Here is a 22,194-nt window from a genome sequence, read left to right as displayed (position 1 = left end):
TTTACTCCTTCCAATGTGGCTCTTCTTTAGCTGAAGAATTAATGGAGTGCAAACCTCATAAGCGGTGGTTTTTTCCCCAAGGGCTACAGGCTCTATCCCTTATACAGTCTAGTTTTTAGCCTCCTTGTCACCCCTTAAGCAATGAACCATGAATAATTATTGATTATTAATTTTTAAGGGTTAACGTTTCCTCTAACCGATCGATCAATCCTTGAACATACTCCAGAGCATGGCTAATCGTAGCTGGATCGGTTAAATCAACACCTACATACTGTTTTAGTGCTTCCACCTGATCCACACTTCCTCCTGTGGATAACAACTCTAAATATCCAGGGACAAACGCTTTACCCTGTTGTCGATATTGTTGATAACAAGCCAAGCTAACAATATGGGAAGCGGTGTATTGATAGCAATAGAATGGCTTAAAGAAAATATGACTAATTCTTGCCCAATCATATTGATGTTCGGGCAAAAGGGTAATCGCCTCTCCACAAAGCTGTTCATACAACTTCATCCATTCCTGATTGACAAAATGACGATCGAAACTGCCTTGGTTGGCTCGTTCGTGGATGAGTAATTCTAAGCGACTGATGGTACTCTGCCGGAAGAGTAAGCTTAATTGATCTTCGAGTTGTCCGGTCAAAATGGAGAGCTTTAAGTCCGGATCGGAGGATTCCAGGAGAAAATCTAGTAACAACAATTCGTTAAATGTGGAAGCGACTTCAGCGATCACTATGGGGGGATTGCTGTTAAAATAGCTTTGGCGATCGTCAATCCAGGCAAAATGTAAACCATGGCCCATTTCGTGGGCTAAGGTAAATAGGGAATTATAATCCTCTGTGTAGGAGAGGAGTAAATAACTATGTTTACCATGGCTATAGGCACAAAAAGCGCCACCTTGTTTTCCTGGTCTAACTTTGGCATCTACCCAATTTTTGAGGAAAAATTCTTCGGCACGACGAGCATAGTTAATATCAAATTGCTCTAAGGCTTTTAACAGGGTTTCCACTCCTAAATGATAGGGTAAGGAAGGGCTAGGATCTTGCGTCCAAGGGGCATAAATGTCACAACTACGGATGGGTTTCCCTAGGGTTTTAGCTTTGAGATGGTAATAGCGTTGGAAAAGATCGTAGCGGTCAGCCATCCCGGTCATAATGGCTTGGAATACGGGTTCAGAAACCTGGTCTTCTAAAAGTTGTTTGCTGAGGGTAGAGTCATAGCCTCGCATTTTGCTTTCGAGCTTATGATCTTGGGCAATACTGTTGAGAATATAGCCATAGAGCAAGTTATGCTGCTGCATGACTTCCCGGAGGGAAATATAGGACTGGTAGCGAATTTCTGGGGAAGCATGCAAACGTAAGGCAGAAAGATCGGCTTCGGTTTGGGCAGTTTTTCCTTCTGGGATGGTGACTGGGGTATAGTTTTGTTCGCCTAGGTGCAGAGAACGGAGTTGAATAAAGGCGCTACGACCGGTTAAGTTATCCTGATTTCGGGTTTGTTCAACTTCTTCGGAAAGGGCATAGGGGCGAAATTTGGCAATTTGTTCCAGGTAATGGTAATAGGAGGCTAAAATGGGTGATTGTTGCAGTTTTTCGAGTTGGGATATGGGTAACTTTTTGAGTTCTAAATCAAAAAAGAGAACCTCATTTTCTAGGGTGGTTACTGCTTCCATGATTTGGTCAAGCAGTTGTTTGGCGAGGCTGTTACGGGTATCGGCGGAAAAGACTAAGCTTGGATAGGTCCAAAGGTAGCCACAGGATTGAAAGAGGGTTTCGAGCTGTTGTAAGCAGTCGAGGATTTGCTCTGGGGAGAGTTGGTCAATTTGGCCGCGATAGGTTTGGCGAAAGGTGGTGGCTTGCTGTTGTAGATGCTCCAGGTCTTGTTGAATTTTGGGGTCTTCTAGTCGTTGGTAGAGGTCAGAAAGATCCCATTCTTGGGGGGTTTGGAGTGGGTTGCTGAGTGTGGTCATAGGAGAGATTAGGTCAAAGGCAACAGATTATGGTGCTATAGTTGATTTTAGGTTAGATGGGATTAATTTGACTGAGGAACAGAAACAAAAAAATAAGGGGGACTGAACCCCCTTTTAGCGATCGCAATGACAGGCTGAAGTCAAGCGCAGTATTGCTCGAGAAAAATTAGTGGCCAATTCCCACATAACGGAAGCCAGCAGCCTCTAGGGTTTTGCGATCGAGGAAATTCCGACCATCAATCATGACAGGATGGGCCATTTTCTGGGCCATTTTGCCATAATCCAAGTTCAAGAATTGCTGCCAATCGGTCACTAATACCAGAGCATCACACCCATCAGCCAGCATTTCTGGATCAGTTTCTACAATCACATCCGAGAGACCATGACGCATTCCCGACTGAGAGATAATGGGATCGTAGGCTTTGAGTTTCGCTCCTAAGCGGCTGAGTTGTTCGATCAAGTTCAGAGCTGGAGCATCCCGCATGTCATCGGTATCGGGTTTGAATGTAAGTCCAAGGAATCCAATGGTTTTACCTTTGAGGATTTTCAGTTCCTGTTGTAGTTTTTCCACTGCCATGAGCCGTTGGCGTTTGTTGACTGTGACGGCTGCTTTGAGCAGTTCGGCTTCATAATTATAGTCATCGGCAGTATGAATTAAGGCAGAAACATCTTTGGGGAAACAGGAGCCACCCCAACCAATTCCGGCTTGTAGAAACTTATTACCAATCCGAGAATCGAGTCCAATACCTTTGGCAACTTGGGTAACATCTGCACCGACTTTATCGCAAATATTCGCCACTTCGTTGATAAAGCTAATTTTAGTGGCGAGGAAAGCGTTAGCAGCGTATTTAATCATCTCCGCAGAACTGAGATCGGTAACCACGACGGGAACCGGAGGTAAGGATGCATCTGTGCCGACTTTGCGTTTTACGATGGGGGTATAAAGTTCTTGCATCAGAGCGATCGCCTTTTCATTATTGCTACCTAAGACGATGCGATCGGGGTTGAAGGTATCATAAACAGCCGATCCTTCCCGCAGAAATTCAGGGTTACTGACTACATCAAATTCAGCTTTAATCTCTTGCTCGCTCGAACCTTCTTCTTTCTTGCGTTCAGCAATACCATCGAGGACAATCATCCGTACCCAATCCCCCGATCCAATGGGAACGGTCGATTTATTCACAATCACTTTATAACCCTCTCGCAGATGAGACCCAATGCCACGAGCCACGGCTTCCACATATCGGGTATCGCTATCTCCAGAGGGTAGAGCCGGTGTTCCTACAGCAATAAATAAGATATCCCCATGAGCCACTCCAGCCTTTAAATCGGAGCTAAATTCCAAGTTCCCTGCCTGAGCAGATTTTTGCATTAATTCAGACAATCCTGGTTCATAAATCGGGGATTGTCCGGACTTCATCAGCTTGACTTTCTCTTCATTGTTGTCAATACAGATGACGTGGTGGCCGCATTCCGCTAGACAGACACCGGTCACCAAACCAACGTAACCTGTACCAATTACACAAACTTTCATGGGTATACCTCAAGAGACTTGATTTTAGATTTACACAGAGTAGATACTTGCCTTATTGGATCTCTTCAATACCTAAAGGGATTATTCAGAGGGAAATAGGCGATCGCCAAAATCGGCGATCGTTTTGTCTAATCCTTCATTCAAGGGAATCGTCGGTTTCCATCCTAGCCATTCCTTAGCGCGAGTAATATCCGGTTTCCGTTTTCGGGGGTCATCCGCAGGAAGAGGCTGATACTGAATTTGGGCATCTGGATTAACCTTTTGTTGAATTTTTTGGGCTAATTCCAGAATTGTATACTCATCAGGATTTCCCAAATTGACCGGCCCTTCTTCTTCACGATTATCGCGATTCATCAACCGAATTAACCCTTCTACCAAATCAGAAACATAGCAGAAACTGCGGGTTTGAGAGCCATCACCATAAACAGTGAGCGGAATTCTCTTGAGGGCTTGTACCACAAAATTACTTACCACTCGACCATCATTTTCCAGCATTCGAGGGCCATAGGTATTAAAAATCCGAGCGACGCGAATTTCTAGACCATGCTCTCGATAGTAGTCAAAACATAGGGTTTCAGCAATTCGTTTGCCTTCGTCATAACAGGAACGAATGCCGATGGTATTTACGTTTCCCCGATATTCTTCCATCTGGGGGTGAACATCAGGATCGCCATAGATTTCTGAAGTAGATGCTAGTAATATGCGTGCCTTTACTCGCTTGGCTAGTCCTAGCATATTAATGGTTCCCAAGACGCTGGTTTTGGTGGTCTTGATGGGATTGTATTGGTAGTGGATGGGTGATGCTGGACAAGCCAAGTGATAGATCTGATCGACCTCTAACCGGATGGGTTCGGTAACATCATGTCGGATCAGCTCAAAAAAGGGATTATCGAGCCACTGAAGAATATTTCGTTTGTTGCCTGTGTAGAAGTTATCTAAACAGATGACTTCATCACCCGCTTCCATCAAACGGTCAATGAGGTGGGAGCCAACAAAGCCAGCTCCCCCCGTTACAAGGATTCTCATAATGTGTGCAGGTATATTAAGCCAGCAAGGTTATATTAGCCTTTTCCTGGCTGATTTGGTGAGAACTGGAACATTAGTTAAAGTCTGAATTTGAGCGCCCTAGCTCTAGCATCATTATTGACATCTGGGTATAGCTTTCGATAGGGTAAGCAAAGAGTTAAAGTCGCTGGGCGATCGCCCAGAAACCACTATGGCACGTGGACAAATGCGAATCAAAAAACGTCCCTTCACTTCACCTAAAGGCAAAAAAGGATCGATTCTGCAAGCCAAGTTAAACTCTATGGCAGAGGGCAATAATTATACTCCTTCCATGGGCAAAGATTGCCCCCTAGTGCGGAGTGGCAATATCTTAAAACAAATCATGGAACGAGATGCCCTCAAAGCGCAATCACAACAGGAACAAGGAACTGGGACATCTCAACTCTCACACAAACAGAGCAGCAGAACCCCCTTGTACCCCAATGTCATTCAGTCCTTAACTTCTGGAGTGGTGCAACGAACTGATCGAGAAAAGCCGGTTAATCTATACCCAACTGGGAAAGGGCGGTCTTTACCGGATGAGATTGTAGACAATTTTACTGGGCAAGGGCATCCGGAAGTCGAAGAAGCTGAAGTTCATGTTGATGATGCTGCTGCTCAAAGTATTGGCGCTCAGGCTTATACAACCGGGAAAAAACATATCGTGGTGCAATCACGGGTCGCCAATGATAAAAAAGTATTAACCCATGAAGCCACCCATGTCGCCCAGCAACATAACATGGATGTGGAGCCAACCATTCCCAATACTCCGATCAATGATACGTTGGAAAAAGATGCCCAAGAGAATGAACAACGGATTACTCAAAATCAACCGGTTTCGGTACAACTCAAGGGTGGAGCCAGTATTCAACGTTCTACGAATCTTATACAGCGATCGCCAGAAACCATTTGGGGAACCCATGAAGATGCCTTAACTCAAGTCATAAAAAGCCCTGGGAAAGTCCGTCAAGTCCTCAAAAAAGACTTTTATTCCAACTGGTTTATCGCCAAAGATTATTTAGTCGCCAACAAATGGCAAAACAAATCCAAACGTTCCATTTCCGAGAAAAAGCCTCGCTTTGAAAAACTCATGCGGGCCCTATTAGCCGTCCGCGAATATGATACGAATAAACTACTGCGGCACATTCGCGATACCAAACTTCCTGCACAATATCCCCACATGAGGAAGATGGACCCTGCAAAACGACTTTCTTGGGCAGCCGCAGGTAGCACGACTCTAACCTCTGATATTGATGTTAACCTCAAAGGTGCTGGTTCCATTGCTGCTGTTGGTTTATTTAACAAACTCTTCAAAACCCAAGAAAAATGGGCTTATGATGCAGGGACAGTCTACGATGTCAATGTTTATGCCCAAGATTTTATGACCCCAGGTCAAACCAAAACCCTATCTGGAGGACATAAAAAACTCGGCTCTCCCTTTGAAAAACAAGAACAGGATAACCAAGTAACTTTAACTCCTGTCGAAGAAGTTTCACCTCTAACCGATGAAGATAGCATTGCCTTTGAAACCTTCTCCGCGAATCAAGATGTGTGGTCAATGGCTAAGATGCGGATGTATATGACGGATAATGAATGGAATGCTTATAAAGCCGATATGTTGGGCACAGAAATGAATGAGCAAATGATGGCGAACGATCCAGACAGCTATCAGAAAAAAGAACAACTGAAGCAGCAACTTTTAGATGCCGAATATTATTACGAAGACTATCTTGAGAGCATTGAACATGAAGTAAATATCATTAATACCAATGCCAACCATGTTTATGACCGGCTGCATGAGACTCTCGATCAAGGTGGCAATACAGTTTCCGAACACCACAAAGAGGAAACTAAAAAAATGATTGCAGCCAATCTGATTTATGAGCGCAAACTCAATCGAGTACAAACCCTGCGAAATCAGCTCCAAACACTGAAGCAACAGCGCCCTCGCACTCAAGAGGTCATTAAAGACATGAAAGAATGTGGCATTAACTTAAAAAATGCTCTTTCAGAAGCGATTATGTTTTCTAATGAAGCTTACTTTAGTCAAGGAGCAGTTCAGGATGTCGTCCTTGGTTATCAGATTGGACAAGGAATGGCCAAGAAAACAGGCAAAACCGTCGATTTGCAACTGGCAAACCAACTCAGATTACAATCGATGCGCGAACAAGTGGGCGATACCCTGAAAGTCTTGAAAGAATATGCCAATCAACCGGCATGGAAGGGAGTTTATAAAGCAGGTAAATACATTGACCGTATGATCTTAGCGGCAACTTCCCTACTTCCTAATGGATTATCGAATAATTTAACTCAAGATTTCACATTCATCCGAAACCTGGGACAAAAGGCAACTCAGCTCAAAGGTCAAGGAGCTGATCAAACGACTCAACGAGTAGAACTGAAGAATCTAATGGGTCAATCCAGTCTTGCCGATATTCGACGCATCATTATTCGGATTGGTACAATCGTGGATCAACACGCTAATCAGGTGTGGTGATGGGTAATGGGAAAACCATTTTTCTTTTCAAGGGTTAAGGTGGGCAAGCTAATGGATAGTTTGACTTCACTTGATTCCAAAAGTTAGTCATTACATTACCTCGTTTTTAGAATTCTAGGATATTGGTTTAAAAGAACGACCCAAACCCATTTGTAATGGATATGAAAAACCCCCAGATTTTAGCAACTGGGGGTATGGGGGTAAAACTTGAAGTTCAGCTTAAACTGAAGCGACTTCTTTCTTTTGCTCTTCCTGAGCTAAGTATTTCTCTAACTCGGTGAGCGCGTCTGCATCTACCTTGGTTTGCATGGGGCAGAATTTAGGCCCGCACATGGAGCAGAATTCAGCCGTTTTGTAGATATCTGCGGGGAGGGTTTCGTCGTGATATTCCCGCGCGCGGTCGGGGTCGAGGGAGAGTTCAAACTGGCGATTCCAGTCGAAATTATACCGAGCGGCAGAGAGTTGGTCATCTCGGTCTCTGGCTCCTAGGCGGTGTCGGGCAATATCAGCAGCGTGAGCAGCAATTTTATAGGCAATTAAGCCATTGCGTACATCTTCGGCGTTGGGAAGTCCTAAATGTTCTTTGGGAGTAACGTAACAGAGCATGGCAGTTCCATGCCAACCGGCGATCGCCGCTCCAATGGCAGAGGTGATATGATCGTAACCAGGCGCAATGTCGGTCACCAACGGCCCCAGCACATAGAACGGAGCTTCCGAACACTCCTCCATCTGCTTCTTCACATTAAACTCAATTTGATCCATCGGTACATGGCCCGGCCCTTCAACCATCACCTGTACATTATGTTCCCAAGCTTTGCGGGTAAGTTGACCTAACGTCTTCAACTCCGCCAATTGTGCCTCATCCGAAGCATCATGGGTACAACCCGGACGCAGAGAATCCCCTAAACTAAACGAAACATCATGTTTCTTAAAGATTTCAATAATATCATTGAAATGGGTATACAGAGGATTTTGCTTATGATGGTGTAACATCCACCGAGCAATAATACCACCACCACGGGAAACAATCCCAGTAATCCGACTTCTCACTAACGGCAAATGTTCAATCAAAATCCCTGCATGGATGGTCATATAATCCACCCCTTGCTGGGCATGTTTATCGATAATATGCAAAAAGTCATCTGGCGTAAGTTTCTCTATTCTACCATTCACACTTTCTAGCGCTTGGTAGATGGGAACGGTACCAATCGGAACCGGGGACGCTTTAATAATCGCTGTACGAATCTCGTCTAAGTTTCCGCCTCCCGTAGACAAGTCCATCACCGTATCTGCACCATATTTAACCGCCAGATTCAGCTTATCGACTTCTTCTTGCAAATTAGAAGAATTGGGAGAAGCACCCAGGTTAGCATTCACCTTACACTTAGAAGCAATCCCGATCGCCATTGGCTCTAAATTTGGGTGATTAACATTCGCCGGAATAATCATCCGTCCCCGCGCAACCTCATCCCGAATCAATTCAGGGGTCAGATTTTCCCGTTGCGCCACATACTGCATCTCTTCCGTAATCAGGCCTTGACGAGCATAATTCATCTGCGTGACATTGGCTTGTCCCCGCCGTTTAGCAACCCATTCAGTTCGCATATGTTTAGTCCTCGAAGTGACAGCTTCCCTCCGCCGGTACTAGCCGGACTCAGGTTCTAAGGGTTTACTCTCAGCCCGATCGCCATCAGGCACCCCTAGCTTGCGCTAAATTTTAACATAATTTGGGCAGGCTAAGAGAAAAATTTGGCCTAGGGGGTCAGGTAGATAGTGCAGACACACATTTTTAATTCTCTTAAGCTTAAGTTCAATTATCTTTCTCTAATTGCTGGAGTCATTTCTCCAGTATCTACAAAATATTGTCCTTTTCCCTTTTGAGTTGCTTTATAGATAGTAACCATTTACATCTTACTTGGTGATGGTAATTAATTGAACATAAATTTACCAGATGGGCTAACCTGAACCACCAGAGTGATTGACAACTGAACCCTAAGTCTTCAACAATAATTAAAAGCCTTTAGCTGACTTCATGAGACCTAAATTTAAGGACACAATCGCATGGCAACAAGCCGAACTACTGATGCAACCTTCCCTCTTGAGGGTCGTGGATAATCTGCGTCAAGTTTTGGAAACCTCACCCTGGAAAGGAACTTATGAAGAGGTGCAAGACCCCTATCCTGGTTATGTATTGTGCTTAACCTATCAGGGAGAAGAAATGCGAGTGAATCTGTGGGAGCTATGTTTCCGTATTTGTTTTCTAGAATACCCAATGACCCATTCTCCCTATGACGCACAGAACGTAGAGATTGATACGAGCTTAATTGATGATACGGGAGATGTTGATTGGATACAATTGGAAGAAAAAACCAAGCAAACGATCGCGGAACTGTTTGAGAGTTTACCCAAAATGAGTTAATGGAGGCGTAGGGGAGGGTTGTTCCTAGGTGTAGGAAATTCACAGGTAACTCTAATAAGCCCGCCCAGTCATTGAATTAGGAGGGTTTTTCCTGCCGTTGTTGATTATGATTAAAGATGGCCTTTTAAGAAGCATCCGTAATTATTATGCCTGAAGAAACAGAAACTTTACTCTACGATCGCACCCATTGGGGCAGAATTGAAGTTAAAGGAAGCGATCGCATCCGCTTCCTACACAACCAGAGTACCAATGATTTCGAGCGCCTGCGACCCGGACAAGGCTGTGATACCGTCTTCGTTACCTCCACTGCTCGTACCCTGGATTTAGTCACAGCTTATCTGACCGAAGATAGCGTGATTTTACTGGTTTCTCCCAATAGACAAGAACAACTCTTCCAGTGGATGGATCGGTATATCTTCCCAATGGATCGAGTCGAGCTGGCGGATATTACCGAAAATACAGCCTGTATAAGTTTAATCGGAACCGACAGCGATCGCCTCTTAGAGACCCTTGACATCGACCCCTTAACCCACGCTCCCCAAGGAACCCACCAGCAAATTACCCTAGGGGAAATTCCCCTCAGAATAGCAGTAGGCAGTGGGTTAGCAACGGCTGGCTATACCCTTATGTTTGAGGCTCAACACCGAAGAGTTTTAGTCGAAAAACTGATAGCAAAAGGAGCAAAAGAAATCACCGATCTAGATTGGGAGCAGCTACGAATTCAACAAGGTCGTCCCGCACCCGATCGCGAATTAACCGAAGATTATAATCCCCTAGAAGCCGGATTATGGCAAACCATTTCCTTTGAAAAAGGCTGTTACATTGGTCAAGAAACCATCGCTCGTTTAAACACATATCAAGGGGTGAAACAGCAACTTTGGGGTCTCCAACTTTCCCAACCTGTTGATCCTGGAACCCCCATCCAAGTGGGAGAACAGAAAGCCGGAAGCATCACCAGTTGTATCGCTCTTTCAGAAGGAGCGATCGCCCTAGCCTATATTCGCACCAAAACAGGAGGAAAAGGCCTCACCGTTCAAGTCGGCAACCAATCCGCAACTCTCATCGATCTGCCCTTTCTATCTCGTGGGTATTTAGACACCCCATCCCAATAAACAGACCCTCCTTAGTCCCCAACCACACTCAGGTTCTAAAGTTGTCATTAGATGGGGTATTCGATAAGCTATTGAATATACCCTTAACTTCGATTCTCTGATAGTGTGGCTGGGCAATATTTCAAATTAAAATTACCGTGGATTTTCGGGTGTGTCCTATCTCTAGGAATCCTAGTGGTTTGGTCAAAGCTAGAAAGTCAAGACCGGGAATTAGTGCAACAGTCTATTCTAGAAGAGGCTGAAACACTACAAATTCATCTAGAATCACAGTTCAAGGAACAAATTTTAGCCCTACAACGGATGGGAGATCGCTGGGAAGCTGCGGGGGGAACCCCTGAAGTTCTGTGGCAAAAAGACGCTCTCAACTATGTTGAAGATTTTGCCGGACTGCAAGCTTTAGCCTGGGTGGATATGAACCATCAAATTCGTTGGAGTGTCAGTCCTGAAGATCCCCAACTGATTGCCCATATCAACTTAAATCAAAATGCAGATTATAAACGCACTCTAGAGCGCTCATACGACTACCAACAAATGACTCTAACAGAAAATTTTTTACTTTCTGGAGGAGATCGGGGTATTTTGATTGTTGATCCCCTATTCTTAGAGCTTGATCCAAACGCAGAAGACAGTACTTTTAATGGATGTATCGTTTCAGTTGTGAATTTAGAGACTTTGTTCGATCATCTTTTACAACCCTTGCGTCATCATCATTATCAATTAATCATTACTCAGGGAGAGCAAGTCATCTACCAAAAAGAACTCTCTCAAGAAATTGATATAGATCGCAAAGTCATAAAAACGGTTAACCTTTATGGTCAAATGCTCAAATTTACATTATATCCAAAAAAATGGTGGATTCAAAAACTTCATGCTCCTTTTCCCTCTCAATTTTTAGCCGGAGGATTATTAACCAGTTGGAGTATTGCCATTGGGATTGCTATGCTCCAAAGTTGGCGAAATAAACTCAATGTTATTCAGACGATCAATCAGAAACTCAATCAAGAAATGATGGATCGTCAACAAGCAGAATTAAAACTAGAAGAAAGAGAGGCAATGCTACGGAGTTTTTATAATAGCTCTCCCATAATGATGGGAATTGTAGAACTGCTCGAAAATGATGTTTTACATCTGTCCGATAATCAGGCATCCGCTCGTTTTTTTGGTACAACTCCAGAAGCAATGGCCAATCAGCGAGCGAGTCTAATGGGCGCTCCCCCCGAACATATTCAGCAATGGATTAGCCATTACCGAGAAGCAATGGCAACCCAAGAGGCAGTTGAATTTGAGTATGAAAACTATGTAGAAAACAGGTCATATTTCTTGTGGGCAACCGTGAGTTTTATCGGATTTGTCCATCCAGAGCGTCCCCGATTTTCCTATTTAGTACAAGATATTAGCGATCGCCGACTCGCCCAAATTGCTCTGGAAAACAGTGAACAACGCTTTCGAGTGCTAGTCTCCCATTCTCCGGTTGGTATTTTTCAGACCAATCTCCAAGGTCAATGCCTCTATGTTAATCCCCAATGGGCTGAGATGACAGGACGCTATCAACCCGAAAGCTATTTAGGAGATGCTTGGCAGCAAGCCCTACATCCAGAGGATCGAGAAGCTATTTTTGAGGAATGGACTGCATCAAGTCAACAAAGCCGTCCATTTGACCTGGAATACCGTTTTCAGAAACCGGATGGTCAAATCGTTTGGGTTTGGGGAAGTGCGATCGCCGTTCGCAATGATAATGGCGATATTACTGGTTATTTTGGTACAGTCATGGACATCACAGATCGCAAGAAAACTGAAACCACCAATCGCGCTTTAATGGATGCCATCCCTGACTTAATGATTCGATTAAGCCGAGAGGGTCAATTTATCAATGTGATGAACGTCAATCGTACTGATCGAAATGACTGGGGAACTGACAACCGATACCTAGGTAGGTATTTGATCAAACGTCTCCCTCAACTGGTGAGTCCAGAACGAATCGGGTATATTCAAACAACCCTCAATACCCAAACCATTCAGAGCTATGAATATGAAATCTCCCTTGAAGAAAAGGTTTACTGTGAAGAATGTCGTTTGATTCCCTTTGATAATGAGAGTGTATTAGCTGTTATTCGAGATATTACCCACCGCAAACAGCAAGAAGCCGCTCTAGTTTATCAACTCAACAAAGCCCTACTACTGCAAGAAATAACCACTGCTATTCGTCAAAGCCTAGAAATTGACACCATTTTTCAGGTGGCTGCTGAAAAAATTGGCCAAGCCTTCCAGGTAAACCGTTGCTTGATTCATTTTTATAACCCTGAATGGACAGTCTCTATCCCCGTTGTAGCAGAATATTTGAGGGGTAATTATGCTTCTTTGCAAGATTTTGCCGTTCCTCTAGAAGGGAATCCCCATATAGAACAACTGATGAGTCAGGAGGAGGCAATCTCCTGCGATAATGTCTATGCCCATCCATTGCTGGCCAATGTGCAACCCACCTGCGAACAAATCCACCTCAAATCCATGCTGTCAGTAGGGACATTTTACCAAGGACAAATTAATGGAGTGATTGGTCTACACCAATGTGATGATTATCGTCATTGGACCAAAGAGGATATTGAACTGATCGAAGCCTTAGCGGGGCAACTCGGTATTGCCATCGCCCAAGCTTCATTACTGGAAAAAGAAATTAGCCAACGAGAAGAATTAATCCAAAAAAATCAAGAATTAGAACAGGCAAAGGTGATGGCCGATAGTGCGAATCGAGCCAAAAGTGAATTTTTAGCCAATATGAGCCATGAGATTCGTACACCGATGAATGCCGTCTTGGGATTTACCGAACTCCTCAAACCCTTAATTAAAGAACCCTTATCCCAAGAATACTTACAAGCGATTGCCGCTAGTAGTAAAACCTTACTCTCTTTAATTAACGATATCCTCGATCTCTCCAAAATCGAAGCCGGTAGGCTCGAACTTGACCCTGAACCCACCCCTTTAAAAAATATCTTTAAGGATATCTATAATATTTTTCTGCATAAAGCTCAAGATAAAGGTCTTAGTCTCCAGATGAAATTGGATGACCATTTACCAGATTTAGTCATATTTGATGAAGTGCGTTTGCGTCAAATTTTATTTAATGTGGTTGGAAATGCCATTAAATTTACTGCTTCAGGAACAGTTCAGATTAGCTCACAATGCTCTTTTAATTCTGATAACGAAGATAAAATTAATCTGGAAATTAGGATTAGAGATACTGGAATTGGGATTAGCCAAAGCGATCGAGACCATATCTTTGATGCCTTTACCCAAAGTCAAGGTCAAAGTAACCGTAAGTTTGGCGGTACAGGGTTAGGACTAGCCATTACACGCCGTTTAGTTGATATGATAGGAGGAACAATTGAACTCCAGAGTGAATTGGCTAAGGGCAGTCTCTTTATTTTTCGCTTTCCTGATGTTCCCATTAGTCACTCTCGAGTCCTCGCTAGTGTCCAAGAACAGCCGATTTCTGACTTAAATCAGTTTCAGCCCTCTACCATTTTAGTCGTTGATGATATTGTATCTAATCGAGAACTCATTCGAGGATATTTTAGAGATACGGCTCATACCTTATTGTTTGCTGAAGATGGAGAAGAAGCCATTCGAGTAACGTTTAATCACTTCCCAGATCTGATTTTACTGGATTTGCGGATGCCACGGATGAATGGCCGGGAAGTTGCCAATTTTCTCAAAGAAAGTCAACAAACACAACATATTCCCATTGTCATTGTTACTGCTTCTTCTGAATTTAAAGATGAACAACAACTCAAATCCATCTGTGAAGGATTTGTCCTCAAACCGGTCAAGATAAGTGATTTGATTAGGGTACTTCAGTCCCTACTCCCTCCCTCTCAAGAGCTGGATTCTTCCTCCAGCCCGAACGATATCGCCCCAGTTAATCCAGAAGTCAATTCTTTTGAGCCGGCACTCACTCCGGTTCATTTAGCTGAACTATTAGAAAAACTAACGATTCTCAAAAAAAACTCTTGGGTTAGCTTATCTGAAACGTTAGAAATTGAAGAAGTTGAGCGATTTGTTGAGGATTTACAGGCTCTTACGATACAATATTACTATTTACCCTTGGTCAATTATATTCAAAATTTAGAGAAACAATTGGATAACTTTGATTGGGATATGATACCTCAAACTATACTGAAATTCAAAACTCTTTTAGAGAGTGTCGCAGAGGAGGTGGACTGATCTTGACCGTACTTCTCAACTCTGAAGTCCAATTGATGAAGCCGGAAGATTGTTTATTGCTTGTTGTGGATGATAATCCAGACAATCTGAAAGTTTTGAGAGGTTTACTATCTCCTCCTGGCTATAAGCTGACATTTGCCATGGGAGGAAAACAAGCTCTAGACCGAGTAAAAAAGGCAAAACCTGATTTGATTTTACTGGATTTAATGATGCCAGATATGGATGGTTTTCAGGTTTGCGAGTGGCTGAAGGCGGATTCAAATTTTAAGGATATTCCCCTAATTTTTTTAACGGCAAGTCAAGAAAAAGATCATCTGCTCCAAGCCTTTGAGAAGGGAGCGATTGATTATTTAACGAAACCGTTTCATCCTCCGGAACTCTTGGCACGGGTGAAAACTCATTTAGAGTTAAAGCATTTACGGGAACAAAGTCAGCGCCAAGCCGAAAAAGAGCTGATTTTACTCAAAATTATTCAGGGAATTCATTATTCTCTGAATTTAGAAGAAATTTTAACGACTACAGTTTTCAGTATCCAGGGGTTGTTTGACGCGAGTCGAGTAATGATTTGTCGTTGTGTATCTGAGGGAGAATATGGAATTGTGGCGATCGCCCATTCTGCCAATGCCAAGACATTACCCATCGGTGAAACTGTGAAGATCCAACCCTTAGCCAATCCAGAATCGAAGGATCGCCAGTTTAAGATCTATTATCCAATCGGTCTAGATCGTAAAGAGGTGAAAACGCAACTAAGTGTCCCCATCTATCAACAGAATGACCTGTGGGGTATATTAATTGTCGATCGCGATGACATCTCTAAAGCCTGGCATTCTCCTGAATACGAGATTTTAGTCCGGATTATTGAACAAATTGCGATCGCTATTAAACAGTCCCAGTTGTATGATGCGCTGCAACAAGCCAATCAAGAATTAGAGCGTCTGGTGAATGTGGATGCCTTAACCCAAGTTGCTAATCGTCGCTATTTCGATCAGTATTTAGAACAGGAATGGCGACGACTGCAACGGGAAGCACTGCCATTGTCCCTCATCCTTTGTGATATTGATTATTTCAAGCAGTATAATGATACCTATGGTCATATCATCGGCGATTACTGTCTGGAACAAGTTGCCCAAGCCCTATCTTCGATCCTGAAACGCCCGGCTGATTTAATTGCTCGTTATGGCGGGGAAGAGTTTGCTGCGATTTTACCCAATACTCCTCTCAAAGGAGCAATTACTGTAGCAGAATACATGCAACAAGCGATCGGTGACCTAAAAATTCCCCATATGGCAACCAAGTTACCGGAACCTATTGTGACGATTAGCTTAGGGATTGCTTGTGTCACGCCAACTCCACACTCTCATCTGATCAGACTCTTAGATTTTGCGGATCGAGCATTGTATGAAGCGAAACACAAAGGGCGGAATCGGTATGCGATCGGTGTTTAGGATTATAGTGCTTCGCGCTAGGGAATAGGGAAATAGAAACCCGGTTTGTTCATGGCTCTCTCCGTGTCCCCGCGTCCCCCATTTTCCCATCAGGCGGGGACGGTGATTTTCTGGCTGCCAGCGAGACCAAAGGCAGCATGGATCGCTTGTAGTGCTTGTACTCCAGAATCTCGATCGACGACGCAACTAATTTTAATTTCAGAGGTGGCGATCATCTGAATGTTAATCCCTTCCTTAGATAGGGCAGAAAACATCATGGCGGCTACACCGGGATGATTAATCATTCCTGTACCGACGGCACTGACTTTGGAGATCGCTTCATCCACAACCACTTCTGACGATCCCCATTCTGAAGCGAGTTCCTCTAAGAGTGTCCGAGCGGTTTGGGCATCAGCTTGAGCGACAGTAAAGGCGATATCGCGGGTATAGAGGTCATTAATCACCCGACAGCGTTGGGATTGGATAATCATATCCACGCTAATGTTATGTTCGGCTAACAGTTTGAACAACTCGGCGGCAGTTCCGGGGCGATCGGGCACGCGGAGCAGGGCTAACCGAGCTTGTTTGAGATCTAAGGCGACACCTCGAACGGGGGGTTGAGTACCGGAGTCGATCGCTTTAGCTGCCTGAACTTGTACATCAAAGGTTGAGGTCAGAATTTCCACAGCGCGATCGCACTCTGTGGCTTCAACGACGCAACTAACTTTCACCTCAGAAGTTGAGATCATCTGAATGTTTACCCCTCCTTCAGATAGGGCTGTAAACATTTGTGCTGCGACCCCCGGTCGGCCAATCATCCCCGCACCAGAGATACTAATTTTGGCGATGTTTTCTTTGACGATGACTTCGGCCTTATCGAGGCTAGACCCTTGGGCAAGAACGGGTAAGATAGCAGTCGAAACAGCTTCTGCACGTTTGAGGGAATCTGTTGTCACCGTAAAGGCAATATCATTGGTTTGCCCTTCATGAATCGATTGGATAATTAGATCTACATCCAGATTCTGGTCGCCAATTTCACCAAACAACTGAGCCGCTACCCCTGGGCGATCGGGAACCCGCAATAGGGAAACTTTCGCCTGATCGGTGTCAAACTCCACTGCATCCACCGGACGCACCAGTTCCAATCCTTCCAAGGGGCGGGGGAAAGGTTTGGGAGAGGTTACCTTCGTACCCGGATCGTCCGTCCAACTCGACTTAACAACTAAAGGAATACCGTAATTGCGGGCAATTTCCACTGCCCTAGGATGCAAGACCTTGGCTCCTAAACTGGCTAATTCCAGCATCTCATCACTGGTAATTTCGCTCATCAATTGAGCATCGGGAATCAAACGGGGATCGGCCGTCAAAATACCGGGAACATCCGTATAAATTTCACAAATGTCAGCCTTTAATGCTGCGCCTAAAGCCACGGCTGAGGTATCCGATCCCCCTCTTCCCAATGTGGTAATTTCTACCTCTGGAATTTTACTCCCCATATCCTCAGAAAGGGCAATTCCTTGAAAACCGGCCACAATCACGACTTGCCCTTCCCCCAAATGGCGCTCAATGCGTTGGGGATTAATGCTCAGAATACGGGCGCGGGTGTGCTGATTATTTTCTGTGACAATGCCCACTTGAGCGCCGGTTAAGGAGATTGCGGGTTGTCCGATTTCTTTCAGGGCCATACTCAGGAGAGCGATAGATACCTGCTCCCCAGTTGAGAGCAACATATCCATTTCTCTGCGGCAGGGGTTGGCGGAAATTTCTGAAGCGAGTTTTACTAATCCATCCGTGGTTTTGCCCATGGCGGAAACGACCACCACTACAGAATTACCAGCTTTTACAGTTCGTTGTACGCGATCGGCAACGGCTTGAATGCGATCGACTGTACCCACGGAAGTGCCACCATATTTTTGTACGATTAAGGCCATATGTCTTATTCCCCTGCCATGCTTACAAACCTGATTTCAATCAGACTAAGGGTGCATTTTACCCAATGGAGCCAACAGTGTAGAACTGAACTATTGGCAGTTAGCTTAACTAATGTACCAGATTGATCGGCGATCGTCAGCCCAATCGACCCATACCCGTAATTTTTTTAATTTCTAATTTTGAATTCTGAATTGAAATGGGTTTCCTGATGGGGGAACAAAACTTGGTACGATGAAGGCGGCACAACCTGGTTTTATGTCCCCACGGACAGCTTTACAGCAATTTTTGCTGTTATCAGAAACGCTTCCTAGCACCGGTGAGCAGACCAGGCCAAACCTGTAATAAATGGGCATTTTTAAGGCCATACCTTCGGCTGACCCATTACCGATTACCCATTATCGCGCGAAGCGCTATATCTTATGACGATTCATCCTGACGGCATTCCTCCCCATGGTGGTCAACTAATCAACCGAGTGGTTACCCCAGAAGAAAAGCAAGAATATTTACAAAAAGCCGATACTCTTCCCCGGGTTCAACTCGACGATCGCGCCTTTTCCGACCTTGTATTAATTGCCATTGGCGGATTTAGCCCGTTAACCGGTTTTATGGAGCAAAAAGACTATGAAACCGTGGTCGCGGATATGCATCTCCAAAATGGAATCCCCTGGGCCATTCCCATTACCTTATCAGTAACCCCAGAAGTAGCAGAGCCTTTAAATGAGGGATCTTGGGTGCGTTTAGACGATCCTCAAGGGCGCTTTGTGGGCATTTTGGAGTTAACCCAAAAATATCAATATAACAAAACCCATGAAGTGAAAAATGTTTATCGTACAGACGACGAAAAACATCCCGGTGTAAAAGTCGTTTATGAACAAGGAGAAGTGAATTTAGCTGGCCCCATTTGGCTCTTACAACGCGACCCCCATCCCCTGTTCCCTAACTATCAAATTGACCCTGCAGATACGCGGGCCGCATTTAAAGAAAAAGGCTGGAAAACCATTGTTGGGTTTCAGACTCGCAACCCAGTTCATCGCGCCCATGAATATATTCAAAAATGTGCCATGGAAACGGTGGATGGTCTCTTGCTACATCCCCTAGTGGGAGCCACCAAGAGTGACGATATTCCGGCAGATGTGCGGATGCGCTGCTATGAAATTATTATCGAAAAATATTATCCCCAAGACCGGGTGATGTTGGCTATTAATCCGGCTGCCATGCGCTACGCTGGCCCCAGAGAAGCGATTTTCCATGCAATTCTGCGGAAAAATTATGGCTGTACTCACTTTATTGTCGGTCGAGATCATGCCGGGGTTGGTGACTATTATGGAACCTATGATGCTCAATATATTTTTGATGAGTTTGAACCGTCAGAATTGGGCATTGTGCCGATGAAATTTGAACATGCATTTTACTGCAAATTAACGGGAGGTATGGCTACGGCAAAAACCAGTCCCAGCAAAAAAGAAGATCGGATTCATTTGTCAGGCACTAAAGTCAGGGAAATGTTACGATCTGGTCAACTTCCACCCCCAGAATTTTCTCGCCCGGAAGTAGCGGCAGAATTGGCCAAAGCGATGCAGATTCAGCAATAGACGGGTTTCAGAAGTCAGTGGTGGTAAGGTGGGCAATGTCTACCTTACTCCCAACTCCCCATTCCCGACTTCCCATTCCCAACGCAAAGGGCTAAAAAGCTGATAGGCTGATAGCGGAGAGCGGATAGCTGATGGCAAATTATGAAGCGGCGGGAATTTCTACAGCAGGCAGGTTTAGCCTTAGCGACGTTAGGCATAAGTGAAGCGAGTTTATGGCAGTTGAGCGATCGCGCTTTAGCGGCGATCGCCAAACCCACCTCTCGGAAGTTAGCCCTTTTGGTGGGCATTAATCAATATCCTCTGAAAGAGAGCCTCAAACTCCAAGGATGCCTAACCGATGTGGAACTGCAACGGGAACTGTTGGTCGATCGCTTAGGATTTAGTTCCCGCGATATCTTAACCCTCACCAATGAGCAAGCTACCCGCGAACAAATTGAATCGGCTTTTATCAATCATCTGATTTCCCAAGTGCGACCCGATGATGTAGTAGTCTTCCACTTTAGCGGCTATGGTCGCTCTGTTCAAACCGGAGAGACTCCAGCGGAACTACAAAGTAGCTTAGTCCCCATTGATGGTAATGTCCCACAAGCCTCTGGGGGGCAAATCAACGATCTTCTAGAATCGACTCTACAACTGTTGCTCAAATCCCTAAAAACCACTCAAGTAGTAACCCTTCTCGATACCAGTTATGGAACCCTGGAGCGCCAACAGGTGGGAGTGCTACGAGGGCGCTCTTATCCCCATTTAAAAGAGAGTTGGGAAACTCGCAGTATGGAACTGACTCCAGAAGTACAAGCACTGCAAGACCAACTGCGCGACGATCTCAAAGCCGATGCCGAGCAACTGCGGGTACAACGTCGGTTTGGACAACTGCCGGGTGTGGTGATTTCTGCGGCGATGCCGATTCAGCGACCCATTGAACAAGCCCCCAGTCAAGGATTGGGGGAACAAGCATTTGAGAGTCAATGGAATGGTTTTAGTGCAGGGTTGTTAACCTATCAGTTAACGCAACATCTGTGGTTAGCTGCCCCTGAAACTCGCTTATCGGTGAGTTTAGCAACTGTCTCGAATCAGGTGCAAAAATTGGCGGGCGATCGCGAACAACCCCATTTAAGTGGTGAAAAAAGTCAGGACGCGACTCAAACCCTTACCCAGTGGAAAGCGGCCGATCTCCAAGGAGCCGAAGGGAGGGTGGCAGAGATTGGTGAAGATGGTAAAAGCTTTACTCTGTGGCTTGGTGGACTGCCTCCAGAAGTCCTCAATAACTATCAGCCCTCTTCCCTATTTACTCTCACCCCAACGCCAGAGTCCCTTCCAGGGTCAATCCCCCTAATTCAACTGCGCTCGATTGAAGGCTTAAAGGCAAAAGCCGTAATGGTTCCTGGCAATAATGTTGACCTAGATATAGAAGAAGGAGACCTGATTCAAGAATCGGTGCGTTATCTCTCCCGTTCCCTAAACTTAGTCGTGGGGATCTGCCAAGACTTAGAACGTATAGAACGGGTTGATGCCACCAGTGCCTTTTCAGGTATTCCCAATGTGTCTACGGTGGTTTTAGGAGAATTAACCCAAGCGGTTAATTGTGTGTTTAGTAAGGGGATTAATTCCAATCTCTCCCAGGGCATTAATTCCCACAACAGCTATGGCTTATTTTCCCCTGGATTAGACTTAATTCCCCATACCATGGGAGAAACTGATGAAGCGGTCAAAACAGCAATTCGGCGGTTAATGCCCACCTTGGATGCCCTCTGGGCGATGAAACTGTTACAGTTAACGGTTAATCCTGGATCGTCTCGTTTGGCAGTGCGAGCCACTTTGGAGAAGCTTACCCCCGAACGAGAAATTATCGCTAGACAGGAACCGGCGCGATCGCCCCTTCCCCGGACTTCAGCCGCTAAAATTCCCTCCTTACTTAATCTGGAGATCGGCAGTCGCATCGGTTACCGTCTCCATAACCAGGAAGATCGCCCCTTATACGTGATGTTATTCGGCTTGGATCGCTCTGGAGCATTAGAGCTATTTCAACCTTCTAAAGTCTCCTTATCCCCCAAAAGCGCCAGCCCAAGTTCTGGAAGCCAGACAGAGCTAAATGTTACCGTAGAGAATCAACAGTTAGTCATTCCTCCAGGAGCCAGTATTTTTCTGCCAGAGGCGATCGCCCCGGTTGAATGGACAGTATGCTGTGGGGATGGATTAGCCCACACCCAAATACTCTTTAGTGTGGCTCCCTTTACGCAAACGGCTAAAGTCTTGAAGTTAGCTGAATCTTCAACTGGATCAAAGGGCGTATCGGGTACGGTCAAAAACCCTGGAGCTACAGCTAAAGCCATTTTAGAAGATCTACACCAAGCCAGTCGGGCCGAACTTGCTCCAGAATGGATTAAACCCGATAGTTATGCGTTTTCGGTTAAGGCTTGGTGTTCATTAAGCTTTATTTACCGTGTCGTTTAGAA

The 22,194-nt window shown here is 44.9% G+C and carries 12 protein-coding genes and 1 riboswitch; of the genes, 7 read left to right on the top strand and 5 right to left on the bottom strand.

Annotation, left to right across the window (positions count from 1 at the left end; all coding sequences use genetic code 11):
• Nucleotides 1-166: 166 nt before the first annotated feature.
• The 3 genes from J7545_RS18505 to J7545_RS18495 form a co-directional block, all read right to left on the bottom strand.
• Nucleotides 167-1,969, bottom strand: a complete 1,803-nt coding sequence (locus J7545_RS18505) for a M3 family oligoendopeptidase (protein WP_318698276.1) — start codon at nt 1,967-1,969, stop codon at nt 167-169.
• Nucleotides 1,970-2,135: 166 nt separating this feature from the next.
• On the bottom strand, nt 2,136-3,503 hold the full coding sequence (locus J7545_RS18500) for a UDP-glucose/GDP-mannose dehydrogenase family protein (RefSeq protein ID WP_318698275.1): 1,368 nt from the start codon (nt 3,501-3,503) through the stop codon (nt 2,136-2,138).
• Nucleotides 3,504-3,584: 81 nt separating this feature from the next.
• Nucleotides 3,585-4,529 (bottom strand): UDP-glucuronic acid decarboxylase family protein, encoded by a 945-nt coding sequence (locus J7545_RS18495; protein ID WP_318698274.1) that lies wholly within the window; start codon nt 4,527-4,529, stop codon nt 3,585-3,587.
• 190 nt (nt 4,530-4,719) lie between these two features.
• Here J7545_RS18495 and J7545_RS18490 point away from each other — a divergent pair, with 190 nt between their 5' ends.
• Nucleotides 4,720-7,044 (top strand): DUF4157 domain-containing protein, encoded by a 2,325-nt coding sequence (locus tag J7545_RS18490; protein WP_318698273.1) that lies wholly within the window; start codon nt 4,720-4,722, stop codon nt 7,042-7,044.
• 219 nt (nt 7,045-7,263) lie between these two features.
• On the opposite strand, the gene thiC is transcribed toward J7545_RS18490, so the two are convergent.
• Nucleotides 7,264-8,649, bottom strand: a complete 1,386-nt coding sequence (gene thiC, locus J7545_RS18485) for a phosphomethylpyrimidine synthase (protein ID WP_318698272.1) — start codon at nt 8,647-8,649, stop codon at nt 7,264-7,266.
• Between the two features lie 8 nt (nt 8,650-8,657).
• Nucleotides 8,658-8,756, bottom strand: a riboswitch (TPP riboswitch).
• Nucleotides 8,757-9,076: 320 nt separating this feature from the next.
• On the opposite strand from thiC, the gene J7545_RS18480 reads away from it, so the two are divergent.
• The 4 genes from J7545_RS18480 to J7545_RS18465 all read left to right on the top strand — a co-directional run bounded on the left by J7545_RS18480 (nt 9,077) and on the right by J7545_RS18465 (nt 16,238).
• Complete coding sequence (locus J7545_RS18480) at nt 9,077-9,463, top strand: hypothetical protein (RefSeq protein ID WP_318698271.1); 387 nt, start codon at nt 9,077-9,079, stop codon at nt 9,461-9,463.
• A gap of 146 nt (nt 9,464-9,609) precedes the next feature.
• Complete coding sequence (locus tag J7545_RS18475) at nt 9,610-10,575, top strand: folate-binding protein (protein ID WP_318698270.1); 966 nt, start codon at nt 9,610-9,612, stop codon at nt 10,573-10,575.
• 174 nt (nt 10,576-10,749) lie between these two features.
• Nucleotides 10,750-14,793 carry a PAS domain S-box protein gene (locus J7545_RS18470; protein WP_318698269.1) on the top strand — a complete coding sequence of 1,348 codons (4,044 nt, stop codon included), beginning with the start codon at nt 10,750-10,752 and terminating at the stop codon, nt 14,791-14,793.
• A gap of 2 nt (nt 14,794-14,795) precedes the next feature.
• Nucleotides 14,796-16,238: a diguanylate cyclase domain-containing protein gene (locus tag J7545_RS18465; protein ID WP_318719985.1), complete on the top strand. Its 1,443-nt coding sequence runs from the start codon at nt 14,796-14,798 to the stop codon at nt 16,236-16,238.
• Between the two features lie 89 nt (nt 16,239-16,327).
• On the opposite strand, the gene J7545_RS18460 is transcribed toward J7545_RS18465, so the two are convergent.
• Nucleotides 16,328-18,148, bottom strand: a complete 1,821-nt coding sequence (locus tag J7545_RS18460) for an aspartate kinase (RefSeq protein WP_318719984.1) — start codon at nt 18,146-18,148, stop codon at nt 16,328-16,330.
• 420 nt (nt 18,149-18,568) lie between these two features.
• Here J7545_RS18460 and sat point away from each other — a divergent pair, with 420 nt between their 5' ends.
• Nucleotides 18,569-19,741, top strand: a complete 1,173-nt coding sequence (sat, locus tag J7545_RS18455) for a sulfate adenylyltransferase (RefSeq protein WP_318698266.1) — start codon at nt 18,569-18,571, stop codon at nt 19,739-19,741.
• A gap of 141 nt (nt 19,742-19,882) precedes the next feature.
• The gene (locus J7545_RS18450; RefSeq protein WP_318719983.1) at nt 19,883-22,192 is read left to right on the top strand and encodes a caspase family protein; all 2,310 of its coding nucleotides are present in this window, start codon (nt 19,883-19,885) and stop codon (nt 22,190-22,192) included.
• The last annotated feature ends 2 nt before the right edge of the window (nt 22,193-22,194 follow it).

Source organism: Roseofilum sp. SBFL, assembly GCF_017746885.1.
In the GTDB taxonomy this organism is placed as follows: Bacteria; Cyanobacteriota; Cyanobacteriia; order Cyanobacteriales; family Desertifilaceae; genus Roseofilum.
Note: the sequence above shows the minus strand (reverse complement) of the source record. Positions and strands in the feature narration are given on the sequence as shown.